We start from the raw sequence: 25871 nt of genomic DNA, 5'->3' as shown, positions 1-25871 counted from the left end.
GCCTCTCATTGCCACGCATGGCCGTGCTACTGGTCATCACGGCGGCCGTCGTCACGGTGTCGGTTGCCGCCATGGCGGCAACCGCGAGCGCCACTCCAGTGCCGTCTCCTTCGCCCTCACCGTCGCTGCCCGGACCAGTCGACATCCCGGTCGACAGTCCCGGATTCGGATTCGGCATCGGCGACTGGGTCAACGGCCAGATCAATTCCTGGTTCGCCAATCTGGTCGCGCTCGCGATCAAACCGCTGCTGGACGTGCTAGCCGCGACACTGCTGGCGACCCCGGACGTGTCCGGCAACGGCAGGGTCTTCGACCTGTGGAAAGCGACCGCGGCCATCGCGAACACCGGATTCGTCCTGCTGGCCACGATCGGTGCGATCGCCGCGATGGGGCATGAGACGGTCCAGACCCGATACGCGGTCAAAGAGGTCCTGCCGCGCCTGTTCGTCGCGGTCTTGGCCGTCAACGTCAGCTTCGGCATCTGCGGCAAGGCCATCGAACTTGCCAACACCCTGTCACACGCGCTGCTCGGCCAGGACTTCGATGAGAGGCGCGCTGCGGCGACCCTGCGCCTCCTGGTTGTCGTCCCCGGCCAGCAGGAGATCTTTTACATTCTGCTCGCGCTGGTCGCAGTCATTTTGCTGATCCTGTTGCTGATCGCGTTCGTCATGCGGGCCGCGCTGATAGTGCTGCTGGTGGTCGCCGCGCCGCTCGCCCTGGCCTGCCTCGCGCTGCCGTACACCGACGGGCTGGCCCGGTTCTGGTGGCGAGCCTTCACCGGGCTGTTGATCGTGCAGGTCGCCCAGTCGCTCACGCTGGTCATGGCGGTACGGATCTTCTTCAACCAGGACGGCCGTCTCCTGCTCGGGCTCATGCCGACCGGGCAGCTCGTCAACCTGGTCCTCGTCCTGTGCCTGTTGATCATCCTGGTACGCGTTCCGGGCTGGGTTTCCCGGCGCGTGTTCGCCCAAACCGCCGGCCGCGGCTCAACGGTCACGCGGATCGTCAAGTACGCCTTGGCCTACAAGCTCACCTCTCCGGTCATGAACGCTCTGCACCTCGGCAGAGGTGCACGTGGCGGCAGGGGTTCAGGCAGGGCCAAGGGTGCGACCTTCGCGATGGCGAGCAGGGCGCTGCCCGCGCTCGCCGCAGGTCCCGCCGGTACGGCTGCCGCCACCACAGCGACCACCGCCTCCGTGGCCAGGGGCGGTGCCGGCCAGGCCCACCACGCGCCCGGGGTGGCTCGCCGTCCCGGCAATCCTGGCAACTGGCAGCCCGGTCCGGTCAAGCATGCCCTGTCCGGTCCGCCTGGTCAGGGCAAGTACCGGACGCCGCTGCGGCCATCGGTCCCGATTCCCCCCACCACGCCGGTGTACGGCTACCCGCGCGACACCTACTACGCCAACGGCCCGGCAGGGCTGGTGCAGATGTACTGGCTCCGCACCCAATCCACTCCATCAGCCTCTGGGCGGCCAGTCCAAGCACCCGGTGCGTCGGCTCCCGGCGGATTCGACCGCCCCCAGAACCCTGGCCGTCGTGGGCCGCAGCGGCATGGCCGCCCGTCCGGGGGTGGTGACAACCGATGAGCTGGGTGCAGCCGGTACGCATCCCCGCCGATGTGGACCAGGAGGACCGGATCGTCGGCGGCTTCACCGCCCGTCAGGTGGCCATCCTCGGCGGCTCCGCGGGCCTGCTGTACGCCGCCTACATGCTCCTCGGAGAGCACGTGCCTCTGGTGATGTACGGCGTCGGGGCCCTACCGATCGCGCTGACCGGCATCCTGCTGGCGGTCGGACGGCGTGACGGTGTGAGTCTCGACCGATACGTGCTGGCCGCGCTCCGCCACCAGCGTTCTCGGAAGGATCTGGTCTCCGCATCGGAGAGCATTCCTTCGGCTCCCGCCTGGATAGCCGCCAGGTCCGTTCCCCGGCCAGCACCGCTGCGCCTTCCCGCGCGAGGGGTGGCCGATGACGGGCTCATCGATCTCGGGCCAGACGGAGTTGCCGCCATGGCGGAGGTGTCCACGATCAGCTTCGCCCTTCGGACATCGGACGAGCAGGACGCCCTCGTCTCGGGTTTCGGCCGCTGGCTCAACTCACTGTCCGGCCCGGTCCAGATCCTCATTCGTGCCGCGCCGGTGGACCTCAGCGAGACGATCAACAGCTTGGTGGACAACGCTCGCGCGCTTCCTCATCCCGCGCTGACGGCCGCCGCACACGAGCACACGGCCTTCCTCACCGGCCTTTCGGCCAGGCACGACCTGCTGCGCCGTCAAGTCCTGCTGGTCGTCCGGGAGCCCTGCGCCGAAGCGGGCGGCCGGGACGCGGCATCGGCCCGGGCGCTGCGCCGCCTGGAGGAGGCCGCCCGATTGCTGGCGGGCTGCGGACTCACCGTCCGCCCGCTGGACGCCCCGGCCACACGGGCGTTGCTCGCCTCCTGCTTCGACCCCGCCGGCCCGCTACCCACCGACCAACTCGCGACCCCGGACGAGGTCATCACGACAGGAGGACACCAGTGAAGCTGTTCCCGCACAAGCGCACGGCCCTCGCCACCAGGTTCGGGCCGGACGCGATCCAGGTCCGGCCGCGGGACCTTCGAGTAAGCGGCGGTCTGTGCGCCACCCTGGCCATCAGCGGATACCCGCGGGAGGTCACACCCGGCTGGCTGGAGCCATTGCTGACCTATCCCTGTCGCCTGGACGTGTCGCTTCATGTCGATCCGGTCCCGTCCCAGGTCGCCGCCGACCGGCTGCGCAAGCAGCTCGCGCGTCTGGAATCCGGGCTGCGCAGCGACCAGCAGCACGGCCGGCTTCTGGATCCCGGAGCGGAGGTCGCGGCAGAAGACGCTCAGGATCTCGCCTCCCGCATCGCGCGCGGTCAGGCCAAGTTGTTCCGCGTCTCGATCTATCTCACCGTCCACGCCGCCACCCAGGATGAGTTGGACGAGGCGTGCGCCCAGGTACGCGCACTGGCCGCGTCGCTGTTGCTGGATGCCCGGCAGGTCGCCTTCCGACAGCTTCAGGGCTGGGTGTCCTCGCTGCCGCTGGCCTTCGACAACCTGGCCATCAGCCGTACCTTCGACACCCCGGCGCTCGCGGCGGCGTTCCCGTTCACCAGCCCGGACCTGACCACCGAACTGGGACCGACCGCCGTCCTGTACGGCGCCAACGCTGCCAGCCCGTCCCTGGTTGCCTGGGACCGATTCGCCCAGCCCAACCACAACTCGGCCATCGTCGCCAGCAGCGGAGCCGGGAAGTCTTATCTGGCCAAGCTGGAAGCGCTGCGATCCCTCTACGCCGGGGTCGAGGTCGCGGTCATCGACCCCGAAGACGAATACGCCCGCCTGTGTACGGCCGTCGGTGGTGCCTACCTCCACCTGGGCGCGCCGAACGTCCGGCTCAACCCGTTCGACCTGCCCCTTGAGGGGTGGCGGGACGGGGACCCGCTGACCCGGCGGTCGCTTTTCCTGCACACGCTGGTCGCGGTCATGCTCGGCGGGCCGCTGGACCACGCCGGTAAGGCGGCACTCGATCGGGCGATCCTCGCCACCTACAAGCAGGCCGGGATCACCTTCGACCAGCGCACATGGAAGAAGCGCCCGCCCCTCATGAGCGATCTGGCAAACGCGCTTACCAGAGACGACGACCCCAAGGCCGCCGGGATAGCGGCAGGCCTCGCGCCGTACGTGACCGGCAGCCACCGCCAGCTCTTCGACGGACACACCACCACCCAGCCCGACTCCCACCTCGTCGTCTTCTCCCTCCGGGACCTGCCCGAGGAGCTCAAGGCCGTCGGCACCCTGCTCACCTTGGACGCCGTTTGGCGAAGGGTCTCCGACCCGCGCAACCGTCGCCCGCGCCTCGTCGTGGTCGACGAGGCATGGCTGCTCATGAAGGACCCCGAGGGCGCCAAGTTCCTGCTTCGGATGGCGAAGGCGGCCCGCAAACACTGGGCCGGGCTGTCGGTGGTCACCCAGGACGCTGCCGACCTGCTCGGCTCCGACATCGGACAGGCGATCATCGCCAACTCCGCCACCCAGATTCTGCTTCGGCAGGCTCCCCAGGCCATCGACGCGGTCAGCGACGCCTTCGGCCTGTCCGACGGCGAACGCCACCTCCTGCTCTCCGCCGAGCGCGGCTTCGGCCTGCTGGCAGCGAACTCCGGCGCGTCCCGCGTGGCCTTCCAGGTCCTGGCCAGCGAGCAGGAACACCGCCTGGTCACCTCCTCCCCTCAGGAACTCGCCGAGTACGCGGAGGACGACCTGTGAAGACGATGATTCAGGGTCCGCTGTACGATCCCGAAGCCTTCATCGATTGGCTGCTGGCCTGGGTAAACGGCCGCGTCTGGCAGCTCGCTCTCGCGCTCTCGGTCGCCGCGATCGTCCTCGAACTGCTCCACGTCCTGGTCGTACGGCTCCGCCACCGCGCCGCGACGAACGGCGCACGATGCGTGGAGATCTTCGCCCCGCCCACGGCGGACATGGCGGGTGCCGAGGCACTGTGGGGCAACCTACTCGGACTGCTGCGCCCGGCCTGGAAGCGCATCCTGTTCGGCCAGCCGCATCTGGCCTTCGAGTACGTCTTCGGCACCGGCGGAGTCCAGATCCGGATGTGGGTCCCCGGCAGAGTCCCTCAGCACCTGGTGGACCACGCGATCGAAGCCGCCTGGCCGTCCGCCCGCACCACAGTCGTGGAGGCCGCTCCGCCGATACCGCTCAGCGGGCAGGCCACGGGCGGGCACCTGGTGATCGCACGCAGTGAGCGGCTGCCGCTCCGGCACGACCATGATCACGACCCTCTCCGCGCCCTCCTCGGAGCCGCGGTGGGCATGCCTGGCTGGCAGCACGCCGCCGTACAGATCCTCGCCAGGCCCGCCACCGGTCGCCGTCTTTCCGGCGGTGCCGGCGGCATTCCCGTCTTCCTACTGCGAGCCGGACTCGACCTCTTCGCGCCGGGCCCGGCTCGCGCTCACCACCAGCCGAACCACGGGTTGCAGGATCACGCTGCCCGTCTGGAGCAGTACGCCGAGGCCCGCGCCATGAGGGACAAGGCCCTACAACCCCGATACGAGGTCGCCGTCCGCTACGCCGTCCAAGGCGACGAAGGCAAGGACCGGGCAGCGCGCAAGGCACGCCGCAAGATCGTCAAAGGTCGCGCGCATGCGATCGCTTCGGCGTCCGCTCTGTTCTCCGGACACAATCACCTGGAGCGGCGCCGCCTGCCGCTCCCCGCTCGCCATCTCGCCTCCCGTCGACTCAGACGCGGCTACCTCCTGTCGGTCTCCGAGCTGGCAGCACTCGCGCATCTGCCAATGGACCCTGCCGTACCCGGGCTGCAACGAGCCGGAGCGAACACGGTGGCTCCTTCACCGCAGGTCGCCCAGAACGGGAAGGTGCTCGGCCTGGCCGACGCCGGTCACGAGCGGCCGGTCGCTCTGCGTGTGATCGATTCCTGCCACCACGTGCACGTCCTCGGCCCGAACGGCACAGGCAAGAGCACGCTGCTGGCCCAGATGATCCTTTCCGACATCCAGGCCGGGCGCGGCGTCGCCGTCGTCGACGCGAAGGGCGACCTCGTCGCCGACCTGCTCGGTCTCATCCCCGAAGAAGCAGGCGAGCGCATTGCCCTGATCGACCCGGACGACCGCCAGCCCCGGCCAGCACTCAACGTGCTGAGCGGCCCGGACCTGGAAACCCTCGTGGACAACCTCGTCGGCATCTTCCACAAGATCTACGCCGATTCCTGGGGCCCACGCAGCGACGACATCCTGCGCGGCTGCGCCCTCACCCTCTCCCGCAACGGTGGGACTCTCGCCGACATCCCAGCGCTGCTCAGCGATCCCCTCTACCGCAAGCAGCTCACCGAACGCCTCAACGACCCCTTCCTGCTGGGGTTCTGGAACTGGTACGAGCGCTTGTCCGAGCAGGCCCAGGCACACGTCACCGCGCCCATCATGAACAAGCTGCGGGCGTTCCTGCTCCGTCCTTTCGTCCGGGACATCCTCGGCTCGGCCCAGTCCACCTTCGACGTCGGCGACGTCCTGGACGGCAAGATCCTGCTCGCCCGGCTGCCCAAAGGCGTGCTCGGCGACGACACCGCCCGCCTGCTCGGCTCGCTTCTGCTGGCCCAGGTCTGGCAGGCCGCCTCCCACCGCGCCCGGCTCGGCCGCAGCCGCGCGCCGTCCGCGCTGTACGTGGACGAGACGCAGAACTTCCTGAACCTCCCGCACGCCCTGTCGGACATGCTCGCCGAGGCCCGCGCCTACCGGCTGTCGATGGTGCTCGCCCACCAGCATCTGGCCCAGCTCCCCCGGGACCTGTGCCAGGCGATCAGCTCCGATGCCCGTAACAAGATCTACTTCTCGCTCTCGCCCGAGGATGCCCGCGAGGTCGAGCACCACTTCAGCCCGTACCTGTCCCGGCATGACCTCGCCAACCTCGGCGCCTTCCAGGCTGCCGCCCGCCTGGTCGTCCGCTCTGCCGAGACTCCACCTTTCACCTTGCGCACGCGACCGCTGCCCGCCCCCGACCCGGACCTGGCGCGACGCGTCCGCGCCGCCGCCGCCAAAGCCCACGGCCGGACCCCCGCCCAGCCCGAAGTGCTTCCGCACGACGACCCACGACAGCAGCCCAGAAACGGAGAGAACACGTGAACGAGCACTACACTCCCGGCGTGCTGGCCTCGCTCGCCACCCAGCTGACCAGCCGCGACCGGCACCTGCTGCGCCTGGTCTGGACCCACAAGGTCCTGACCGGCCACCAGATCACCCACATCGCTTTCGACAACCCGATCACCGCACGGCACCGCCTGGTCAGGCTGCACCGCATCGGCGTACTCGACCGTTTCCGGCCCAAGCCACCCGTCGGTTCCGCCCCCTGGCACTACGTGCTCGGCGAACCCGGCGCCGCCGTACTCGCCACTGAGGACGGCGTCGACCTGAGCGAGTTCGGCTACCGCCGCGACCGCGCCCTTGCCGTGGCCTACAGCCAGCGCCTCGCCCACACTGTCGGCGTCAACGACGTCTTCGCCCGCCTGTACGGCGCCGCCCGTCAGGCGCACGGGTGCCGCCTGGACATCTGGTGGCCAGAGGCGCGCTGTGCCGCCCAGTGGGGCAAGCACGTCCGCCCCGACGCCTACGGTAGGTGGACCGAGAACGGCCGCACCGTCGATTTCTTTCTCGAGTACGACACTGGCACCGAGACCCTCGACCGGGTGCTGGCCAAGCTGCACGGTTACGCCGCACTGGCGACGGCCACCGGAATCACAACCCCCGTCCTGTTCCTGACCGCCTCCAGGCGAAGGGAGACCAGCCTTCATGGCCGACTCCAGCTCCGCGCGGCTCAAACCGCGGTGCCGTGCGCGACGGCCGTCGCCGGGGCTGATCCGCAGGGCCCCATCTGGCTGCCCCATAACCGCCGAGAAGCACGCTTGCGCCTGGCCGAACTCGCTGAGCACTGGCCTCAGCCCGCAGCGGAGCGCCTTTGATCGAAGAAGCCGCATTGGCGAAGATCCTCGCTGCAGGCGCCAGCCTCGTGGCAGGGATTGCCCTCCTAATAGGACTGGCAGGAGGCGCGCGGTATGCGGCCATCTCGGCCAGCGCGGTCTGTAACTACCCCAGCCCCCCAGCGTCCGAGCTGAGATCGACGCAGCCCCGAGAAACACCGCCCGCGGCCGCCGGACTGTGCGCGGAACTATCGCCCGGAGAGATCCCGGCAGAGGCACGGGCTGGAGCGGAGCGCGGGATAATCGCCGTTCAGGCGGCGTTGCGCATGCGCGGCACCCCGTACTCCTGGGGAGGCGGCGGACCGGCCGGGCCGAGCTTCGGCATTGGTCGCGGTGCCGGAACGCGAGGGTTCGACTGCTCCGGCCTGGCCGAATACGCCTGGTCGAGAGCCGGGGCCCGGATCGGCGGCGACACCTCCGCGCAGTGGAACGCCGGAGTCCACGTGCCCAGAAGCCAGATAAGACCAGGAGATCTGATCTTCTTCGCCTCCAATCCGGCCAATCCCGCGACGATCCACCATGTCGGCATCGCGATCGACGGCACCCGCATAGTCCACGCGCCGTTCACCGGCAGCACCGTGCGCGTCGACACCTGGGCAGGCGTACCGAGCCGGGAGCGAGAATTCGCTGGAGCTGTCAGGCCCGCGTGACGTGAGTTTTCGCAGGTATGACCGTTTCTTCCGACTCAGACGGTATGCCGCTTTGCAACAGCAGACGTCCGGTCAGCTGCATGTGAATGGCATCAGCGGTTGTCTCTGAAGCAGTGTGCGTGCGCACTGGCTCCTCCGGAGGTATTAATCGTGGCGTCCGCCTGGGCGCTTTCGTCTACCCTGTCGCGAGAGCGTGTCTGTGGGGAGGAATTGGGCTAGTGAAGACGTTCGAAAGTGGCGACATTCCGCTGGCGGACCTACTCAATCAAGCACACCAGGGTGTACTGCAGTTACCCGATTTCCAACGCGGGTGGGTCTGGGACGACGACCACATCGTGAGTCTGCTGGCCTCGGTCTCTCGCTCGTTCCCGATCGGCACCGTGATGACGCTGGAGACGGGGAACGCTGACGTGCGATTCCAGCCTCGGCCACTCGAGGGAGTCCCGAGTTCGGCGGCGATGAGCGAACCGAAGTACCTGTTGCTCGACGGACAGCAGCGCACGACCTCGCTCTACCTGGCGCTCCGGTCCGGAGCACCGGTCCCGACCAGGGATAACCGGAAGAATGACATCGAGCGTTGGTACTTCGCCGACATCGATGCATGCATCGACCCGGACGCAGACCGAAATGACGCCATACTGTCGCTACCAGTTGACAAGCGACGGGTGAACGCCCGCGGCGACGTCGTACTCGACGCCTCCACGACCGAGATGCAGGTGCGGGCCGGCAAGGCCGGCCTCTTTCCGCTCGACATCGTGCTCGACTCGGCTGCCACCACCGACTGGCAGGTCGCCTATTTGATGGCGGGACCACCGCAGGAGCAGGTGATGATCTGGAAGAGATTCCAGGAGGCGCTGATCCTGCCGTTCCTCCATTACAGCGTTCCGCGGATCGCGCTTCATCAGAAGACGACCAAGGAGGCCGTCTGCCAGGTCTTCGAGAAGGTGAACACCGGCGGCGTCGAGCTGACGGTCTTTGAGCTGCTAACGGCTACGTACGCCGCGGAAAACTTCCGGTTGCGCGACGACTGGGAGAGCCGGCAGGCGACCTGGGTGGACGAGCCGCTGCTCGCAGATCTGGACGCCACGACCTTCTTGCAGATCGTCACGCTGCTCTGGACTCGTAGCCGCTGGGAGGAGCGTACTCGCGAACGTGTTCGCGGTGACCGCGTCCCGGCGGTGTCGGCCAAGCGCAGGGACATGCTGTCGCTTCCGCTGAGCGAGTACCGCCGCTGGGCCGGTGCCGTCACCAAGGCGCTGCAGGGGGTGGTGCGGTTCCTCCACGGTGAGCGCATCTTCCGGGCCCGCGACCTCCCGTACAGCACCCAGCTCGTTCCCTTGACGGCGATCCTCACGTTGCTTGGCGAAGCCGCGTTCACGCCGAAGCCGATCGCAAGGTTACGTCAGTGGTACTGGTGTGGGGTGTTCGGTGAGTTGTACGGCGGCACCACTGACACCCGCTTCGCCAACGACCTGCAGGACGTGCTCGCGTGGATTCAGGACGACGGCGAGGAACCGCGCACGGTCCGCGAGTCACAGTTCCAGGCTGAACGACTGCTGGGGTTGCGCACCCGCAACAGTGCTGCCTACAAGGGTCTCTACGCACTCATGATGAAGCGGGGCGGTCGCGACTTCCATACCGGTGAGACGATCGATGCGAAGGCGTACGCGGCCGACGCGATCGACATCCGCCACATCTTCCCGCAGAAGTGGTGCGCAGCGAACGGCATTGAAAGCGCGTATGCCAACTGCATCGTCAACAAGACCGCCATCGACGGGAAGACCTGGGGATACATGGGTGCGAGCGCGCCGAGCAAGTATCTGGCCGCGATCGAGACCGGTGTTCCGGTGGACCCGCAGGACCTGGATGCGATCCTCACCAGCCACGACATCGACCCGCTCGCACTTCGCCAGGACGACTTCAGCGCCGTCTTTGACGCGCGCTATGAACGGCTGATCCGCCAGATCGAGGATGCGACCGGCCGGCCGGTGAACCGCAGCGATGGTCAGGGCAGCCCGTTCGCCGGGCAACGCGGCGGGGCCGCGCTGGCACACGGCATCCAGTCGCTGATCAAGGCAGGTGAGAGCAAGGTCGTCGAGTTCAAGTCGACCGGCCGCAAGAACCTGAAGACCGGGCAGAAGGACTGGGCGATGGAGTGGGCGGTGATCAAGACGATCGCCGGCTTCATGAACGGTCACGGGGGGACTCTGCTCGTCGGTGTTCAGGACGACGGGTCGGTGCTGGGTCTGGAAGAGGATTTAACCGTCTTCTCCAAGAAAAACACCGACGGCTGGGAGCAGTGGCTGACCCAGCTGCTGATTCAGACCTTCGGGAAGGCCGTGACGGCCAACGTGACTGTCGCGTTCGGCACCATCGACGAACGCACGGTCGCCCGGATCGACGTCGCGCCGGCCTCAGGGCCGGTATATACAACCAGGACGAAGACCGGGGCGAAAGGAGCAGTGTTCCTTGTCCGGCTCAACAATACGACGCACGAGCTCGACGGGCCCGAGGCATCCAAGTATCAGCACGATCGATGGTTCAAATAGTCGTGAACCAGGTCATCCCGGACATGAAGCACGCGAACCATACGTGACTTCCACGGCGTCCGCGGGGCATCGAGCCAATCCCAGTGATGACACGCGGTAGGCCGTAGAATCGCGATGACCGATCTCAATCTGCCTTTGATCACAGAGTTGAAGTTGGTCGGAGGGCCGGTTCTTCGCGAGCCGGCCCTCACTCTTCTCCCAGACATCGCTGCAACAGCAGGAAGCCCGGCATCTCGCTCCTCGGCCGGATCCCAACCTCGAAAATCTCTGGCTCCTCGAAGACGGGCTCTCCGCTAGGGCGACGCGCGTAGGCGACTCGCCCGTAGTCGACGCCGTCACCTCGGTCGAAGCTCATCCACGTGATGGCTTCTTGCTCACCTTCCCGCAGAGGGTGATTGGAGACGGCTCGCACTGCGATCGTGCTCGGCGGCTTGAACACCCACACTTGCGGAACCGCCAGCACCCATCGAGCCGCGTCGATCTCAGCCGCCTTCTCAGCTGCCCTGGCCTCGAACGCCGCCGCAGTCGAGCTGTCGCGCAGGTAGTCGTAATCGCTCAGAGTCAGCTTCCGCGCGCCCTCAAGCGCGATGATCGCCGGGCACTCACGAGCCACGATGTTCTTCTCCAGACGCTCCACCACGTCGAACAGCAGATGCGCGGTCGCCTCGTTCATGTCGCCTCTGGCCCCCTCGCTCGCGGCGTTGACAGTCCACCAGGGTTTCAGAAACGGTCGTACGAGGGGCAGATCCCGGAGAAGCTCTATCGTTGCGGTGGCACCTCAGACGGCTGGTGGCCCCCAGCGCCTCGAAGACGCGGGCGCCAATCTGGTCCGCCGTGATGGCAGGTTTGCGAAACGGCTCACACCACGTGCCCTGCGGGCGCGAAGTGCTCGCTGCTCCGTCTCCCGAAGCCGTTTCTCACGCGAGCGTGGATTGCGGCGCCCGCTTTGGCCGACGCTCCGACGATCTTTGCTGGGTGTTGGCAGCCCTTGCATGTGGGAGCGCTTGGGGAACACGCAACCTCCTTCCGTTGAGTACGGCTCCTCGCCCCTTGCGGGACGGGGAGCCGTGTGAGTGTGATGTCAGACAGCTATGGCGAGCGGCTGATCCAGCACGGCGGCCAGCGTGCAGAGGGTGCCGCGGTCGAGATCGTCGATGCCGCCCGTCACCGCGCGGAGCATGTTTCGCTCAGCTCGCTCGGCGCCGCGTACGTTCTGCTCGTGGTGCGTGAAAGTGTTCACCGCCTGGACCACGCCCCAGGCCGTACCACGCCACGGAGCCACTCGGAGGTCGTGGTTCCAGAGCTTGGCCAGGGCGTCTCGCTTACTTTCCGCCATGGTGCGGCTGCGGCCTCGCTCTCGCGGCATCGGTGCGTGGGCGTCCAGGAATGCCTGCCACTGCCGCTCGGTGACCTCAACGCGGCACAGTTCGCGTACCGCCGTTGAGAATTCGTCGGCCAGTGCATACACGATGTGCAGCGCCTCGCGGGCCTCGGCGAGCCGGAACTTCGAATGCCGAGAGTGCTTGATCTTCACCTGCTGCCCGCGCTCGGCAAGGCCGGCAGCCATCGTGTTGTCACAGACGATGTTGGTCACCGCTCGCTTGAACGTCGTGGCCAGCGAGCCGTCAAAGGACGTCGCCCCGAACAGGTGGGGCCGGAACTCGACGCCTTCCGGCGTGATGACGTTCTCGGGCACCTCGACCGACACCCAGGCGACCGCTCCGCCCTTGAGTAGTCCGGCGGAGCCGATCGACAGGTCGGCGCCCAGGAGCCGGGCGACGGTGTTGATCAGCCATTCGACGTAGGGATGTGGCTCGTAGCCGTCGGAGAAGATGCCCATGACGTGGCCGTTGTCGCTGCGCAGGATGGCCTGCCGTCCGGGCACCTGGGCGAGCCCACCTCGCGGGTCTTCGACATATACCGGGCTGCTCAGCGCCTCCCAGCCGAACAGCCGCCGCTTGACGTCGTCCACAGGAATCGGGCCTGGATAGTGGTTCGGCTCCTCGCCCTGCATGCTCGCCCGATAATGCCAAGCCGTACCACGCCTCTCCGTGAAGCCGATCAAGGTGTTGGCGTTCAGCCACTCTAGAGACTCCTTGGACATGTTCCTTCTCCCCCTCGATGGAAATGAGAAAGGCACCGGCCGTAGCCGGTGCCCTCGATGCTGTCGATGCTGTTGGTAAGTCAGCTTTCCGGATTTGCCCGTCTGTCCAGCGTGAGCGCCGAAGCTCGGGCGAGGTCACGTGGAGCGGTGCTGTACGGCGTAGGCGATGCGTTCGGTCAGTTCACGATCGGCCGCGCGAATCTCAATCGCGCTCGTGGTGTCGCCGTACACGGTGAATGAGCCGGAAGCGCCGTCCAGGCGCCACCGGACGACGGTCTCTCGCTCGTTCTCAGTGAGCGAGGCTTCCGGCAGCAGCTCGACCAGGGTTTCGACGATCTCGGCCCGCGTGCCGTTCTCGGCCGCCCTCTTTGCCAGTCGCTCACGGCAGGCCAGCAGGTCTCGCCGGTAGTCGGGCAGTAGGCGGCGCTCGATCCTCTTCGCGACGAACTTCGCCCCTCGCGCCGCCGTCACCGTGATCTCATGCCGCCGCAGGCCAGGAAGCGTTCCTCTGCTGCCGCCGGGGTAGACACCGAGCACCCTGATCCGCCCCCGCTGATTCCAGATCGGATGCACGACGAGCCGGGCGCCAGCCGGTCCCGTCAGGTAGGCCGGATGACCGGGCCGCACCAGAGGGCTGAAGCCGTCCAGGTGCTCGGCGACCTCGATCACCAGTTCCTCAATCTCCCATTCGTTCACTCACGGACTCCTTTCGCGTTATTGATTGACGAGTGAAAGCGGGCCCGCCCAGAGCGCAGATTGAGCCAATCGAGCGTCATCACTTCGACCGAATAGACGCTCATTGCTGACATGTAAATACGGGGGCTGGTACGGCCCGAACGTCCGCCCCCAATGCCTTGACGCGCTGCAATCTGATTCGGCGCAGGCGTAAGAGGTTTAGCGGATTTGATTCCCCGAATCGGGACAGCGCCCGCCGATCGGGAATGGCTTTATGGCTACTCTTCGTTGCGCATGCGTTCTTGGTCGGCGCGGAATCGGTAGATATCCCGGCCTGGCTTGGCGCACTCTTGGCAGCGGCAGCCGTACCTGTGGATGTCGCTGATGTGGAAGAGCTGGATGCGGTCCTGCCACGGTGTGGGGTAGAGCGACTCGTCCAGTTCCACGTGCGCGCGTCCGCGCTGCTCGTTGACCTTGGTCACTGTAGCCGGGTAGTAAAAGGGCGATTGGTAAGACTCCGTCCACCACGGCCGCACTGGAATATGGAAGAAGGGGCGAACCAGGACGCGGTCACCGGGCTCCATCGCCGTCTGCCCCCTTCCACAACTCGAGGGCGCCCGCCGCGTCGTCGAGCTGCGGGCGGTCGGCGCCGCGTAGGTCTGCCAGTGTCCAGGCCACGCGCAGCAGCCAGGCAAGCCCGTCGGCCGTCACGAGCCCGGTGTTGGCCTCCGATCGGAGCAGTTCGGCGGCCTCCGGGGCGACGGGAAAGCGCGTGCGCAGGTCTGACGCGGGCACCTCGGCGTTGGTCCGCCACGGTGTCTCGGCCAGCCGGTGAGCCGCCCGTACCCGCGCTGCGAGCACCCGCGCGGCCACCGCCGCACTCGACTCACCCGCCCGCGCCCCGGAATCACCCCACTCGACAGGCGCGCGTACGGCGACCCGCGACAGCAGCAGGGCGAGGCGTGCCCGGTAACGGCGCCTGGCCTCCGGTGTGCAGGCACACTCTTCCCGCCCTTCTGGGCAGGGGCATGGGCGAGCGCCGAGAACCAGGGTGAACCGCGCCGGGTAACGGGCACTCCGGCCCAGCCCCGCGAGGTGGACCTGTCCGCTGTCCAGCGGCCGGCACAGCCCGTCCAGGACCGGGCGCACGAACTCCGGCGCATCGGCCAGATGCAGCACGCCGCGGTGAGCGAGCGAGACCGCACCGGGGCGGTTGCCCGCCACACTCCCGAAGATCGCTGCAGCCGTGGACGTGTGATGCGGCGCCGACAGCGGAGGCGCGAACCCGGGCGCCCGGTCGGAGTGTCCGGCCAACGAGTAGATCTCGGCGACCTCCCGGGCGGCCTCATGGTTCAGCGGCGGCAGGATGCTCGGAAGGCGTTCGGCGAGCATCGTGGCCGGGCCGTCGCCCGACAGGAACAGGTGGTGCCCGCCCGCCGCGCAGACCTCCAGCGCGCGGCGGGCCGCCGGGTTGCCGGGCACGTCGGCCAGGTCGACGGCGAATGACGATGACGGCGCAGGCTCCGGCTCCGGCTCCTGGTCGTGGTGGTCGCGGAGTACCCCGTGCCGGAGCTGGTCGACGACGTCGGCCAGCCGGGTTGCGGGCATCACCACGGCGCCGGGCACCCGCGCCGCCTCCCGCGCGCATTCGGCGGGGACGACGACTCTGCTGATTCCAGCCCGGACAGCGGCAGCCACCATCGGCAGGACGCCTCTGACCGGGCGTATCCCGCCGTCCAACGCCAGCTCACCAAGGAACACCCGCCCCATGATCCGCTGGGCCGGGATCACACCCGCGGCGGCCAGCACCGCTACGGCCAGCGCAAGATCGGCCGCCGCAGCGTAGCCAGGGATCACCGGTGACACACTCACCGTGATCCGCGCGTCCGGCCAGGCCGCTGCGCTGTTGAGGATCGCGGCCCGGATCCGGGCGCGGGCAGGCCAGACCGACAGCTCCGGCAGGCCAACCAGATGCACCTGCGCATCGCCTGGTGCGGCATCGGCCTCGACGTCGACCACGTGCGCGGTGATGCCGATCAGGGCGACCGCCCGGGTGGAGGCGTAGCCCATCCCGTTCACCAGCCCACCGGCAGCACCGGGCGGGTCCCGTCCGGGCACTGGGCGGCTTTATCGGCGATCTCGTCGGCCATGCCCGCGCAGTCCATCCCGGCGGCTGCCTCCGGCGGCAGCCCGCAGTCCAGGGCGGTGCGGATCAGGCCTGCCAGGCTGTAGCGGGGATCTGCTGACAGTGCCCGTTCCACGGCGACGCGCGCCAGCGGCCCGTCTCCGGTGCGGAGCGCGAGGAACGCCAGCAGCGCGGCCGGAGGGGCGGCGAAGTCCGGTTCCACCCTGCGGGTGAGTTGGGTCCACAGCCTGATGTGGGTGTCGTCGTCGTATCGGCCGATCAAGGTCATGGCCGCGTCGCGTACGAAGATCGCACTGAGCCGCACGCCGAGCCAGGCGACCTCGTCGGCGGAGAGCTCCTGACCGGCCTGGGTACGGTCCAGTGCGGTGGCAACGTGGTCGAGGCCCTCGTGATACCAGTCATGATCGCCCCCACCGGAGAGCAGACTGCGCGCCTGAGCACAGACCTCGCGCGTCGCGGCCCGCACCTGTTCCCGGTCCTGCCCTCCCACCGGGGCGAGCATGGCCGACAGTGCCGCGCGGTCAGGCTGGGCGACGTACCCGGCGAACACCGCCGCCGCCGCAGCCGGATTGGTCCCCGCGTCGTACGGCATGCCGTCCGGAGAACAGCAGTCGGGATCGGGGCACAGGTACGACCAGTAGCGGCCGTCCTCCACCCGCAAGGCGTCGATCGTGTCGATCCCCGCATCCGACAGGCAGCCGCGTACGGCGTCCATCACGGGTGTGACGTGCCACCCGGGCCCGTACCCGATCAGCATCGCCCGCTCGGCGCCGTTGCGGGTGAGCAACTCGGCGAAGCGCCGGGCCAGGCCGGGCGTGTCCTCGGAGTTGTCCGGCAGGTCGAACCGCATGCTGAACCGCAACCCTCGGGCCGCGCTGTCAGGGTCGGCGCTGGGTTCGAACGCCATCGCGACGATGCTGCGCTGCGGGTGGAACCCCAGCATGTAGGGCACGATCGCGATGAAGTCCGCCGGACGGCTCAGGCGTACCCTGTGATCCAGACCAGAGGTCATGAGTGTCCTCCTGAACATAAAGAAACCCCCGGCGCGGTCAGCCGAGGGCGATGGAATGAAGAAAGGCGGAGTCAGCAGCGTTCGATGCGGACGCCGCCGCGCGGCCCAAGGAAGATCCGCCGATCGGGGTAGTCGAGCCCGTCGGGCGAGCCGTACAGCGTGATTTCGCAGTCGTCACCCACGCATGGCGTGAGCACGTCGGCGGCCTCGCGGTGCATGAACGCGAAGTGCGAGCGCTGCCAATAGCCGTACCGGTGCCGATCGGCTAGCGTGCGCCGGGCATCGGCCAGGGAAGAGAACTCCTCCAGGTCATCCGGCTGCGGCGGGCCGTACCCGCTGCCGCCGGACCAGAGCCCGAACCAACGTCCCATGACCATGCCCCGCTTCAGGCGCGAGACGGGCAGCCGGGCGAGAGGTGGTCGCCGCCGCAGTAGCCGCACCACTCGTCCATGACGTAGATCGACAGCTCCTCGGCGTACCGGTCGCGCCACTCCAGCTGAACCCTGGTGTAGGAGTCGAAATAGTCGGCGTCGGTGTCGCCCGGTCGCAGGGTGAGATAGTGCAGGACCGTCCGGGCCGCATCGAGCAGCTCATCGGGCGTCAGAACCGCGCCGACACCCGAGCAGATGTCGGACGCGGCGAAGATCGTGCGGCGACGCCGAGACAGCCGGTAACGCCACCGGATCCGGCCCTCATCGGTGCGTCCGGCGGCCTCCACTTCCAACAGGTGGTCCGCGTCGATCTGCCACGCGGGCACCAGCCGGGAGCTGATGATCCACCCGGGTGGCAGGGTCAGGGCATGCGTCATCGCCATGGCGACTCCAAAAGGTTCAGAAAGGTGGAATGGCGGCCGTCAATACGAGCGACGGCGGCTCAGGTGATGCGGTCGTACGGTCGAGCTGACCGCGTGGATCTCGCAGTCCCGGAAGTCGAGGGCATCGACGAAGCAGCGTGAGCAGCGGATCAGCCGCACACACGCGCCGGATGCCCGGTTGGTGTGCGTGGCGTCGATCCACAAATGAGTCTTGGCCAGACAGCCCAGACAGGTGATCACCTCGGCCGCCTTGGGCATCGGCGTGAGCGCCACCGTTACCACGTACTCACGCCCACCGCCGGGATCAGCGGCGGGAACCAGAGTCGCGATGTCCGGGCGAACCTCACCCAACGCGGCCACGCGCATCACGCGGCCCCCGCCGCACACCGTCAGGTCTCCCACGGCCCAGCCCGGCGGGCCGGCGGAATTCACCTCCATACGATTGCCTCCCTTTTCGCGGCGCCTGTCCGGCGGCCTGTCGTACGGTCCGGCGGATGCGGGAATCAGGACGGCGGTTCACGTATGGCGGATACCGGCGTGTCCGGCGCTCTCGCGGCGCGAATTTCTCTCACTTAAATACGGGGGCCGGAACGGCCCGACCGTCCGCGCGCGGCAACATTTTCGCAGCATTGCCGCGCACGCCGCACCGACGGCCGACCGTTCCGGCCCCCGTGCCGCCCTGTGGCACGGCTACGTGAGCCACAGAACAACATGTGAGAACGAACATCGCGCCGGATGCGTCAGACGCGCACCGGCGGATTTCGTTCTCACTTAAATACGGTGACCGGAACGGCCCGACCGTCCGCGCACGGCGACGTTTTACCAACGTCACCGCGCACTATGCGAACGGTCAGGAACTCCGGCCTGTTGCCGTCCTACGGCTCAGCAACCAAGCCGCAGAACAGCACCGTAAGAGCGAACATCACACCGGACGCGGCAGACGCGCACCGGCGGATTTCGCTCTCACTTGAATACGGGACGTACAACAGCCCAAGCGTCCGTACTTGCCCGGCTACTTCGTGGCTCCGAAACGGGGTGCGGCGCATCCTGGGGGCATGGAAAAGGGCCTCAGAACGCTCTCTGAGGCCCTCTCAACGGGTTGCGTCAGTCCTCTACGCCGTTGGTTCCGCCGTGCACCATCGCGCTCCTGACGTCGTCAAGACGCTCCGACAGTTCGCGCCACTCCGCGCGTGCGGCATCCCGCACCCGGATCACGTTCCGGCGAGAGCCGTACGCGCCCCCGTAGCGCTTCTGAGCTACCTTGTTCAGGACCCCCGCACGGCCCAGATCATCGGCCTGACCCGCTACCTCCATCACATCCGTGATGGTTGGGAAGTCCTGACCATCCCCGAACGCCTGACGGAAGATGACGGCGCTGTTCTGCGCAGTGCAGAAAGCTACGGCCGCCCCTGTGACGTTCTCAGCCTGCGGCAATCCACGCATGAGTTGAGCGCCGGGTGTGGCGTCGACATCGCTCGGAGGAACATCGATGCGGTATCCGTTCCGCGCGGCGGCATCGCGAACCGCCCACCTCTGCAGGGTGGTCCGCGTGATTGCCATCTCGCCGCCATCGCGCCGGACGTAGACCCACGCGGGGGATTCTGCCGTGCCTTCAGGAGCCATACGGCAGGAAGCGATTATGTCTCGGATCCGCTGAGCGAAGAGAAGAAGGGCATCCTGCGTGACGTCATCCGACACGTCATCGGTACCGTACGGGGCGTGTCCCTGCTTGACTATTGTGGCGCTTCCGTCCATGCGCTTACGAGATCGCGTCGCGTCGACCGTTCGGCAATAGCCGCGTGCCAGCCGCCGGATTTCCGCCCAGTCTTCCGGCGTCACCCTTGCCATGTCTTCCGGTGTAAGCGTCTCCCCGGGGACGTTGGCGGGAACGCACTTTCCGGGAGCCCCGTTGGACATCTTCCGTCTCCGATCTCTTCGTGAGGAGCACGCTTTTCGCGCTCCTACTGCCTTTGATCGGTTCAATTCAACCCCAGAACGGCGCTCAGCTCAACGACATTCGGCGTTTCTTTACTGTATTTGATTAATGACGGGCCGACCGGACGAAGAATGTCCAGCTGGCGAGGAGTTTCCATTCCGGAGGAGAAGCCCGGGAATCGGCGACAGAACCGGCCGCAGATAAGATTCTAGCCAAATCAAGGCGGGATTAGATTGAGTCCCAGAAACAGAAGACGTTGAAAAATGCGCACTTCAGCGATCCTGAGATTCAACAGGAAAAACATAATTCATCTATCGACTCGCCGGCCCTCTGATAGCTGACGGTTGCCAGTCAGTCGGGTCGCCGAGTGGCTAGGGGTTTACCTCCCTGACCTGGGATTTCGTCACCCTGCCGTCAGCCACTCTCAATCGGCTGCCCATTGGCCTGTCATCGGTCATCCGAACGGTCACGACTTGAGTCGGCGCAGAGCGCTGTCGGTTTAGAATGGCAAGCCTCACGAGAAGCATCGGCCTGACCTCGCGAGGGACAGGAAACTGATGCATGAGCCACGCCACATCCGCATCCGTCATAGCCAGCGCACAGGCCCTGCGGGTCATACAGGCCGCAGACCTTAGGTCCAGGCCATGACCAGTTGGGTGTGCCGCTTGGGGAAGATTCGGCCTACCTCCGGTTTCGGCACTGCGGTCTCGGCAGGATAGAGGCTGAAGGTCGGCTCGTGGTGGTGGCGCCACTCGCGATCCCAGACCTTGATTTGCTCACGGAGCTGCTGGGCGAGTTCGGCGCCGCGGCAGCCATGTCCGTATACCCCAAGCTCATAGCCCGCGGCCACGGTCTCATCGGGGCGATGAACGTTGCGAATGGTGAGGTAGGCGAAGCTGTCGCGAGTAATGAGAGCTGGGCAGTACCAGCGTACGGCGGTCTGGACGAGATCGCGGTCACGTTCTGGGTCCTGCCAGATCATGCCGAACCTGTCCTCGACCGTGGCCAGCCACAAGTTTAGAGTGTTGAACGGCTCCCCTCTGCCGACCTCGACACCGGTCCACAACTCGGTGCGAGGTTCGACCAGCGCCCAGCCGAGCGCGTCGACGTCGAGGCCGGGGCCGCCTTCGATCGTCAGCTTGACGGCTCCATCGGCGAGGACGGCTTCTTGGTCCTTGTACGCCCCGGCCCCTTGCATGGGGATGAACCCGCACACGGTGGGGTCCAGGCCTCGGAGCCGGTCGCCGTCGCGGACGAAGGTGATGGACCTTGTGATGGTGGCGAAGCGTAGGGGGACCACCATTCGGCCTTCCGGGGCGAGGAGCCTCCCCCAGGGGCAGTCCCAGGCGCCGGCGGTCACGAGGATGGCGTCGAACGGGCCGTACTCGTTGGCAGCGTGCTCGGCGTCGCCGAGAACGACCTTGACCTGTGGATATCCGGTGTCGGCCAGGAAGCGGGCCGCCCGCTCGGTGACCCAGGGATCGATGTCCACAGTGACCACGAAGCCGTCGGGGCCAACAATTTCGGCGATGAGCGCGGCGTTGTAGCCGCCGGAGCCGATCTCCAGGACTCGCGTGCCGCGGGTCAGCCGGGCGGCCTCCAGCATCTCGGCTTGCAGCCAGGGCGCGCTGATGGAACTGGTCGCCTTGCCGTCAGGGTCGCGTTTGGTGACGACGACATCCCAGACGGAGTAGGCGGCGTCGAGCGGCGCTTCCGGCGCGAACCTTTCCCGCGGGACCTTCTCAAAGGCCGCGGCGACCTCGAGGGAGCGGATCGATCCGTGCTCCCTGAGCGCGGTGACCAGGTCGGCACGAAGGCGATCGGCGGACTTCGGTGAACGAGCGTCGGCGGACACTCGCCCGACGTTAGCGAAAGACCCCTGTATCCAGCTTGTCTCCCAGAGATGGCCACGAAATGGCGACGGTTCGGCGTATCGCTGCCATGCACGGCGCGTCACGGTAGAGCCCGGGCCGACATCGGTCCCCCGCCGAAGGGCGTCTCTCCTGCGAGGAGACGAGGGTGTCGCCCACAACCGCCGAGTTGGTCCGTGAGTGCGTTTTGGGAGAACTGGTCGACCGCGTCGACTTCGACCTCAGCGGCATGACCGCCCCTCAGTCAGTCGCCCGACAGTTGGTGCGCACGGCACTAACTGGCCGCACCAGCATGGATCAGATCGACGACGCGGTTCTCGTGGCCGATGAACTGGTCGGCAACGCCCTTCAGCACGGTTACGGCGTCGTCTCGATGACTCTGGACATCTACGAGCAAGGCGTCACAGTGAGCGTCCTCGATCGCGGAACTGACATCAGTGCCATCCCCACGGCTCCAACCGTGGACCAGGTTGGCAACGTCGAGAACGAGGGCGGTCGCGGTCTGTTCCTGGTCGCGCAGTTCGCGACTGCCTGGATGGTCCAGGCGGTTGAAGGGGGAAAAGCCGTCGTGGCCGTGTTCGACCTGACCGGCGGTGCCCAATGACACAGGCGTCTCACCTGCCGTCCGGCTACCTGCCTCGGCGTGACCTTCCCACCACTTGGGTGTGAACTGTGCAGCCGCCGAGCAGCGCAGTCGCGTTTGACCTACAGAACCTGCAGACGGAGCAGGAGAACCATGAGCGAGCAAAGCACCGCTGCCATCTCGGTACGGGAAACCGGCCTGATCGTCGCCGAACTGTTCGGCCCCACCTTCCAGGGCGAAGGGCCCAGCCTCGGCACGCGGGCAACCTTCCTTCGCCTCTCTCGATGCAACCTGACCTGTAGCGGACGGATGCCATGCGATACCCCCTACACCTGGGACGTCGTCCGATACGACCTGCGTAACGAGTCGTCCCGGCGCAGCGCCACCGAGGTGGGGGACGAACTGCTGCTTCTGAATACGCCACTCGTAGTGATCACCGGCGGGGAACCACTGATCCAGCAGAGGCAGCTCGTCCCGTTGGTGCGCCGCCTGGTCGAAGCCGGTCGGCGGGTGGAGTTCGAGACCAATGGCACCTTCGCGCCGCTCTCCGAGATCCTCCTCGACGGCGTCCGCTTCAACGTCTCGCCCAAGCTGTCGAACGCCGGCATGCCGGAGAGCATGCGCATCGTCCCTGAGGCGCTGACCGCCCTGGCCGAAAGCGGTCGCTCGGCCTTCAAGTTTGTCGCTACCGACAGGTCGGACCTGGACGAGATCGAGGATCTGGTGCAGCGCTACAGGCTGACTCCGGTGTACGTGATGCCGGAGGGCACGACCCCCGACGCGGTTATCTCCCGGGCCCGCGAGCTGGCCGACGACGTAATCGCCCGCGGCTGGTCGATGACCCAACGCCTTCACGTACTGCTGTGGGGTGACAAGCGAGGCCGCTGACCTTGCGGGTGAATCTTCTCCGACAGACCCGCAGGTCAGGGGCGCTCTCACGTCATTTCCGGAGAACCCACAACCAGCCGCTCACCTGGCTTGCGGTCCCCAGCCGCTCGTATCGCCGAAACTCACGTTCAGGGGGAGTCCATGGACTTCAGCTCGGTATCGCTCCCACCGGGCAAGCACACCATCGGCAGGTTGTTCGACTTTGAGGCCGGACACCGGCTTCCTAGCCTTGCGCGGGAGCACAAGTGCTCGCGGCAGCACGGGCACAGCTACGAGGTCGAGGTGATCCTCACCGCGGCGGCCCTGGAAGGCCCAGGCTTCGTCACCGACTTCGGGGACCTCGCGCCGTTCAGAAGGTTCCTGGACACCGAACTCGACCACCACAACCTGCACGAGATCATGCCCGTCGAGCCGACTTCTGAGCGTCTGGCTCAGTTCTTGGCCGGCTGGTTCATCCAGAACGTCGAGCCGGGCATCCCCGGCCGACTGGTCGCTGTCCAGGTCCGGGAGACGGAGCACAGCTGGGCTCGCTTCGACGTGGAGGAGCGATGAGCGCCCACCCCATGTTCAATTCCCCCACCATTGCAACCGAGGCGACGTCCATGACGAACGCCGTCTACGGTTCCGCGCCGGGTCAGAGTGCGGCCGTGCCGGCGCAGCCTGGCCCTGCAGCGCCGAGGCCAGTCGACACCAAGCGCGTCACCGAGCTGATCGGCCAGCTACTGGCCGCGCTGGGCGAGGACCCCGAGCGGGAGGGCCTAATCGACACGCCGGCCCGGGTCGCGTCCTGGTGGAGCTCATTCTTGACGCCCGAGCCCTGTGCCATGGTCACGTCCTTCACGGAGACCCGCCTCAGCGCTCAGCTCGTCGTGGTTAGCGGCATGAGCGTGTGGTCCCTGTGCGAGCATCACCTGCTGCCCATGAACCTGGAGGTCGCGATCGGTTACCTGCCGGACGGTGAGGTGATCGGGCTGTCGAAGTTCGGGCGGATCACTCAGCACTACGCCGGACGGCTTCAGGTGCAGGAGCGGTTCACCCGGCAGGTCGCCGACGAGATCGCCCGCGTGGTCGGCGGCAAGGATGTGGCGGTCGCCGTCCGCGGAACCCACTTGTGCATGAGTATGCGAGGGGTGCGGATGGAAGCCGCCCGCACCACCACCCTGCAGGTCGGCGGCCTTTTCAAGCACGATCCGGTCCTCTCCCAGCAATTCCTCACCATCACCGCGGGGCAGCGGGGAGCGGTGTGATGGCCAAAACCATCGACTTTTCGGTGATTGCGCCGCCCGAATACTTGGAGATGTTCGTCGCCCAGGAGCCGGCCCGCGTGCACCACGTGGCCGCCCAGCGCCTCTTGTCCGACTCCACCTATCGGGCGTTCTTCCGTCGGGAGGCCGAACGTGGCGCGGAGATCATCGTCGACAATGGCGTCTTCGATCTCGGCCACGCTCTGCCGGCCGCCGATCTGGTTGCGGCTGCTTGCGCCGTCGGCGCCCGCGAGATCATCCTTCCGGACGTCATGCGGGACGGAGCCGCGACTATCAAGGCCAGCGACGAGGCCGCTCGTGAGATCCGCGATATGAGCGATGAGTTCCGCCTGTGCGCAGTACTGCACGCAGCGGACGACGAGGAGTGGCTGCGCTGCTACGACCACTTCGTCTCCAGCGACTACGTCGGCGCGATCGCACTGCCCGCTTCCCGGCATCCTGCTCCCGAGGAGCAGCTGTGCCGTACGCGGTGGACAGCCACCCGCTACCTGGAGGACCGTGGCATGGTCGACGAGCGGATCGTCTACCGGCTGCTGGGCCTCGGCCGAACCGGACATCTGGAGCTGGTCGAACAGCGCGAGCATGAGTGGATTGCCTCCGTCGACGGCGCCGCCCCAGTCGTGCTCGGCGCGCTGGGCATCGCGATGCTCCTCGACGGGCCGTATGAGAAGCCCAAGACTCCGCGCATCGAACACCTCGGGCCGATCCCGGAGGAGCGGTTCGACCTGATCCGGCGGAACATCGCCGTCGTCCGATCGGCAGCGGGCAGCAGTGTGCGGATCCCGGAGGCTCGCTCATGAGCCTCGCGCCCGACCAGATGCTCGCCAGCAGCACCAGTGCGGTTCTGCCTGCGGCGCCGATCGAGGTGGACGGGCACACAATGAGCCCGGGCCGCCTGCTGCGTTACCTGCATATCAAGGTCCACCACCTCATTCAGGAACAGCCCTGGGACAGCATCCGGGTCATTGGCGGATATGACCGCCGAGCGGAGATCTCCCGGTACGAGAAGGACGGCAAGCTCTTCAACTGGGAGCGCCCCACGGCAGAGGCCGACGGCCGAGACCTGCTGGTCAAGGCGTTCCCCGGCACCGACTACGTCCACCACTACGGGCTGATCATCGCGACGTACCTCGCGATGACCGGTCGTCCCACTGACAACGTCACCTACCAACTGCCCGGCCCAGCTCTGTGCCGCGCGGCCGTCGAGCAGCTCAACCTCGGGCTCGATGGCGACCTGGTCATCGTCGGCTGGGCGCTGGAGCATCTGGCACCTGCCGACGCGGTATGGACGCGCGGGCCGGGCTATGCCTGGCACCGGGCCACGATGCACGGCCGTCGTGTGGTCTACCTCGGCTTTCGGCACAGTATCTGGGGCGACGTTGCCGGCCGCGTGGTCCACCGACTGGCCGAGCTCGGGGCCAGCGACGTTGTCTACGTGGGCAAGGTCGGCGCTCTGGCACCCCAGATCGAGCCCAACACGATGCTCGCGACCGGCAATGCCAGCCTCGTCGACGGTGAGCTCGTCACGTGGAACGACTTCTTCGGCGACTTCGCCGTCGCCCAGCCCGGTGTGCACACGGGCCTCCACGTGACCTCCCCATCGATCCTGCTGGAGAACCGCGACTGGCTGGCCAGGCACGCCGAGCACGCCTTTGTGGATCCCGAGATCGGCTCGATGGGGGCGGCTGCGCGCAACGCGGGGATCGGCTTCGGCTACCTCCACGTCATCTCCAACAACCTCGCCCGCCACTACCCCGCGGACCTGTCGAATGAACGTCACGGTGACGTCATCCAGCGGCGCGCCCTCTTGGTCGGCCGCATTCGCGACATCCTCACGAACCGGCTGGCAGCCCGCCTCATCTGAAACGAAGGGATAC

The 25871-nt window shown here is 67.1% G+C and carries 24 protein-coding genes; 13 read left to right on the top strand and 11 right to left on the bottom strand.

The window, feature by feature from the left end:
* Positions 1–17: 17 nt before the first annotated feature.
* The 7 genes from HHX37_RS22765 (at position 18) to HHX37_RS22735 (ending at position 10700) form a co-directional block, all read left to right on the top strand.
* Positions 18–1586, top strand: coding sequence for a proline-rich domain-containing protein (locus HHX37_RS22765; RefSeq protein ID WP_182886695.1), 1569 nt, complete (start codon positions 18–20; stop codon positions 1584–1586).
* Entirely contained in the window at positions 1583–2518 is a 936-nt protein-coding gene (locus tag HHX37_RS22760; RefSeq protein ID WP_182886694.1) for a PrgI family protein, read from the top strand. The genes HHX37_RS22765 and HHX37_RS22760 overlap by 4 nt, the downstream gene beginning before the upstream one ends.
* Positions 2515–4266, top strand: coding sequence for a VirB4 family type IV secretion system protein (locus HHX37_RS22755; protein WP_182886693.1), 1752 nt, complete (start codon positions 2515–2517; stop codon positions 4264–4266). Before HHX37_RS22760 ends, HHX37_RS22755 begins: the two co-directional genes overlap by 4 nt.
* Positions 4267–4271: 5 nt before the next feature.
* Complete coding sequence (locus HHX37_RS22750) at positions 4272–6650, top strand: type IV secretory system conjugative DNA transfer family protein (protein WP_259406704.1); 2379 nt, start codon at positions 4272–4274, stop codon at positions 6648–6650.
* A complete protein-coding gene (locus HHX37_RS22745; RefSeq protein WP_182886691.1) occupies positions 6647–7483 on the top strand; it encodes a replication-relaxation family protein in 837 nt (278 codons plus the stop codon). The genes HHX37_RS22750 and HHX37_RS22745 overlap by 4 nt, the downstream gene beginning before the upstream one ends.
* Positions 7484–7767: 284 nt before the next feature.
* Positions 7768–8151 (top strand): C40 family peptidase, encoded by a 384-nt coding sequence (locus HHX37_RS22740; RefSeq protein ID WP_182886690.1) that lies wholly within the window; start codon positions 7768–7770, stop codon positions 8149–8151.
* A gap of 218 nt (positions 8152–8369) precedes the next feature.
* On the top strand, positions 8370–10700 hold the full coding sequence (locus HHX37_RS22735; protein ID WP_220503061.1) for a GmrSD restriction endonuclease domain-containing protein: 2331 nt from the start codon (positions 8370–8372) through the stop codon (positions 10698–10700).
* Positions 10701–10887: 187 nt separating this feature from the next.
* On the opposite strand, the gene HHX37_RS22730 is transcribed toward HHX37_RS22735, so the two are convergent.
* From HHX37_RS22730 to fxlM, 11 genes are all read right to left on the bottom strand, one after another.
* Positions 10888–11373, bottom strand: coding sequence for a hypothetical protein (locus HHX37_RS22730; protein WP_182886688.1), 486 nt, complete (start codon positions 11371–11373; stop codon positions 10888–10890).
* Positions 11374–11781: 408 nt separating this feature from the next.
* Positions 11782–12804, bottom strand: a complete 1023-nt coding sequence (locus HHX37_RS22725) for a DUF932 domain-containing protein (protein ID WP_182886687.1) — start codon at positions 12802–12804, stop codon at positions 11782–11784.
* Positions 12805–12939: 135 nt separating this feature from the next.
* Positions 12940–13473 (bottom strand): hypothetical protein, encoded by a 534-nt coding sequence (locus HHX37_RS22720; protein ID WP_182886686.1) that lies wholly within the window; start codon positions 13471–13473, stop codon positions 12940–12942.
* Positions 13474–13757: 284 nt separating this feature from the next.
* A complete protein-coding gene (locus HHX37_RS22715; protein WP_182886685.1) occupies positions 13758–13961 on the bottom strand; it encodes a hypothetical protein in 204 nt (67 codons plus the stop codon).
* 88 nt (positions 13962–14049) lie between these two features.
* Complete coding sequence (locus HHX37_RS22710; protein WP_310740474.1) at positions 14050–15597, bottom strand: YifB family Mg chelatase-like AAA ATPase; 1548 nt, start codon at positions 15595–15597, stop codon at positions 14050–14052.
* The gene (locus HHX37_RS22705; protein WP_182886684.1) at positions 15555–16637 is read right to left on the bottom strand and encodes a DUF4192 domain-containing protein; all 1083 of its coding nucleotides are present in this window, start codon (positions 16635–16637) and stop codon (positions 15555–15557) included. The genes HHX37_RS22710 and HHX37_RS22705 overlap by 43 nt, the downstream gene beginning before the upstream one ends.
* Positions 16638–16708: 71 nt before the next feature.
* Complete coding sequence (locus tag HHX37_RS22700; RefSeq protein ID WP_182886683.1) at positions 16709–17014, bottom strand: hypothetical protein; 306 nt, start codon at positions 17012–17014, stop codon at positions 16709–16711.
* Positions 17015–17022: 8 nt separating this feature from the next.
* Positions 17023–17451 (bottom strand): hypothetical protein, encoded by a 429-nt coding sequence (locus HHX37_RS22695; protein ID WP_182886682.1) that lies wholly within the window; start codon positions 17449–17451, stop codon positions 17023–17025.
* 39 nt (positions 17452–17490) lie between these two features.
* Complete coding sequence (locus tag HHX37_RS22690) at positions 17491–17889, bottom strand: hypothetical protein (RefSeq protein ID WP_182886681.1); 399 nt, start codon at positions 17887–17889, stop codon at positions 17491–17493.
* 666 nt (positions 17890–18555) lie between these two features.
* Positions 18556–19299: a hypothetical protein gene (locus tag HHX37_RS22685; protein WP_220503060.1), complete on the bottom strand. Its 744-nt coding sequence runs from the start codon at positions 19297–19299 to the stop codon at positions 18556–18558.
* A gap of 719 nt (positions 19300–20018) precedes the next feature.
* Entirely contained in the window at positions 20019–21242 is a 1224-nt protein-coding gene (fxlM, locus tag HHX37_RS22680) for a methyltransferase, FxLD system (RefSeq protein ID WP_182886679.1), read from the bottom strand.
* A 164-nt stretch (positions 21243–21406) separates the two neighbouring features.
* On the opposite strand from fxlM, the gene HHX37_RS22675 reads away from it, so the two are divergent.
* The 6 genes from HHX37_RS22675 (at position 21407) to HHX37_RS22650 (ending at position 25858) form a co-directional block, all read left to right on the top strand.
* The gene (locus HHX37_RS22675) at positions 21407–21862 is read left to right on the top strand and encodes an ATP-binding protein (protein WP_208868378.1); all 456 of its coding nucleotides are present in this window, start codon (positions 21407–21409) and stop codon (positions 21860–21862) included.
* 132 nt (positions 21863–21994) lie between these two features.
* Positions 21995–22729, top strand: a complete 735-nt coding sequence (locus HHX37_RS22670; RefSeq protein ID WP_182886678.1) for a 7-carboxy-7-deazaguanine synthase QueE — start codon at positions 21995–21997, stop codon at positions 22727–22729.
* Positions 22730–22870: 141 nt separating this feature from the next.
* A complete protein-coding gene (locus HHX37_RS22665) occupies positions 22871–23281 on the top strand; it encodes a 6-pyruvoyl trahydropterin synthase family protein (RefSeq protein WP_182886677.1) in 411 nt (136 codons plus the stop codon).
* A complete protein-coding gene (gene folE, locus HHX37_RS22660) occupies positions 23278–23976 on the top strand; it encodes a GTP cyclohydrolase I (protein WP_259406660.1) in 699 nt (232 codons plus the stop codon). Before HHX37_RS22665 ends, folE begins: the two co-directional genes overlap by 4 nt.
* Positions 23976–24794, top strand: coding sequence for a hypothetical protein (locus HHX37_RS22655; protein ID WP_182886676.1), 819 nt, complete (start codon positions 23976–23978; stop codon positions 24792–24794). The genes folE and HHX37_RS22655 overlap by 1 nt, the downstream gene beginning before the upstream one ends.
* Positions 24791–25858, top strand: coding sequence for a hypothetical protein (locus HHX37_RS22650; protein ID WP_182886675.1), 1068 nt, complete (start codon positions 24791–24793; stop codon positions 25856–25858). The genes HHX37_RS22655 and HHX37_RS22650 overlap by 4 nt, the downstream gene beginning before the upstream one ends.
* Positions 25859–25871: the final 13 nt, after the last annotated feature.

Origin of the sequence: Microbispora sp. H10885 (assembly GCF_014161415.1) — a bacterium.
Lineage (GTDB): Bacteria > Actinomycetota > Actinomycetes > Streptosporangiales > Streptosporangiaceae > Microbispora > Microbispora triticiradicis.
This window is presented reverse-complemented; position numbering and strand designations above follow the sequence as displayed.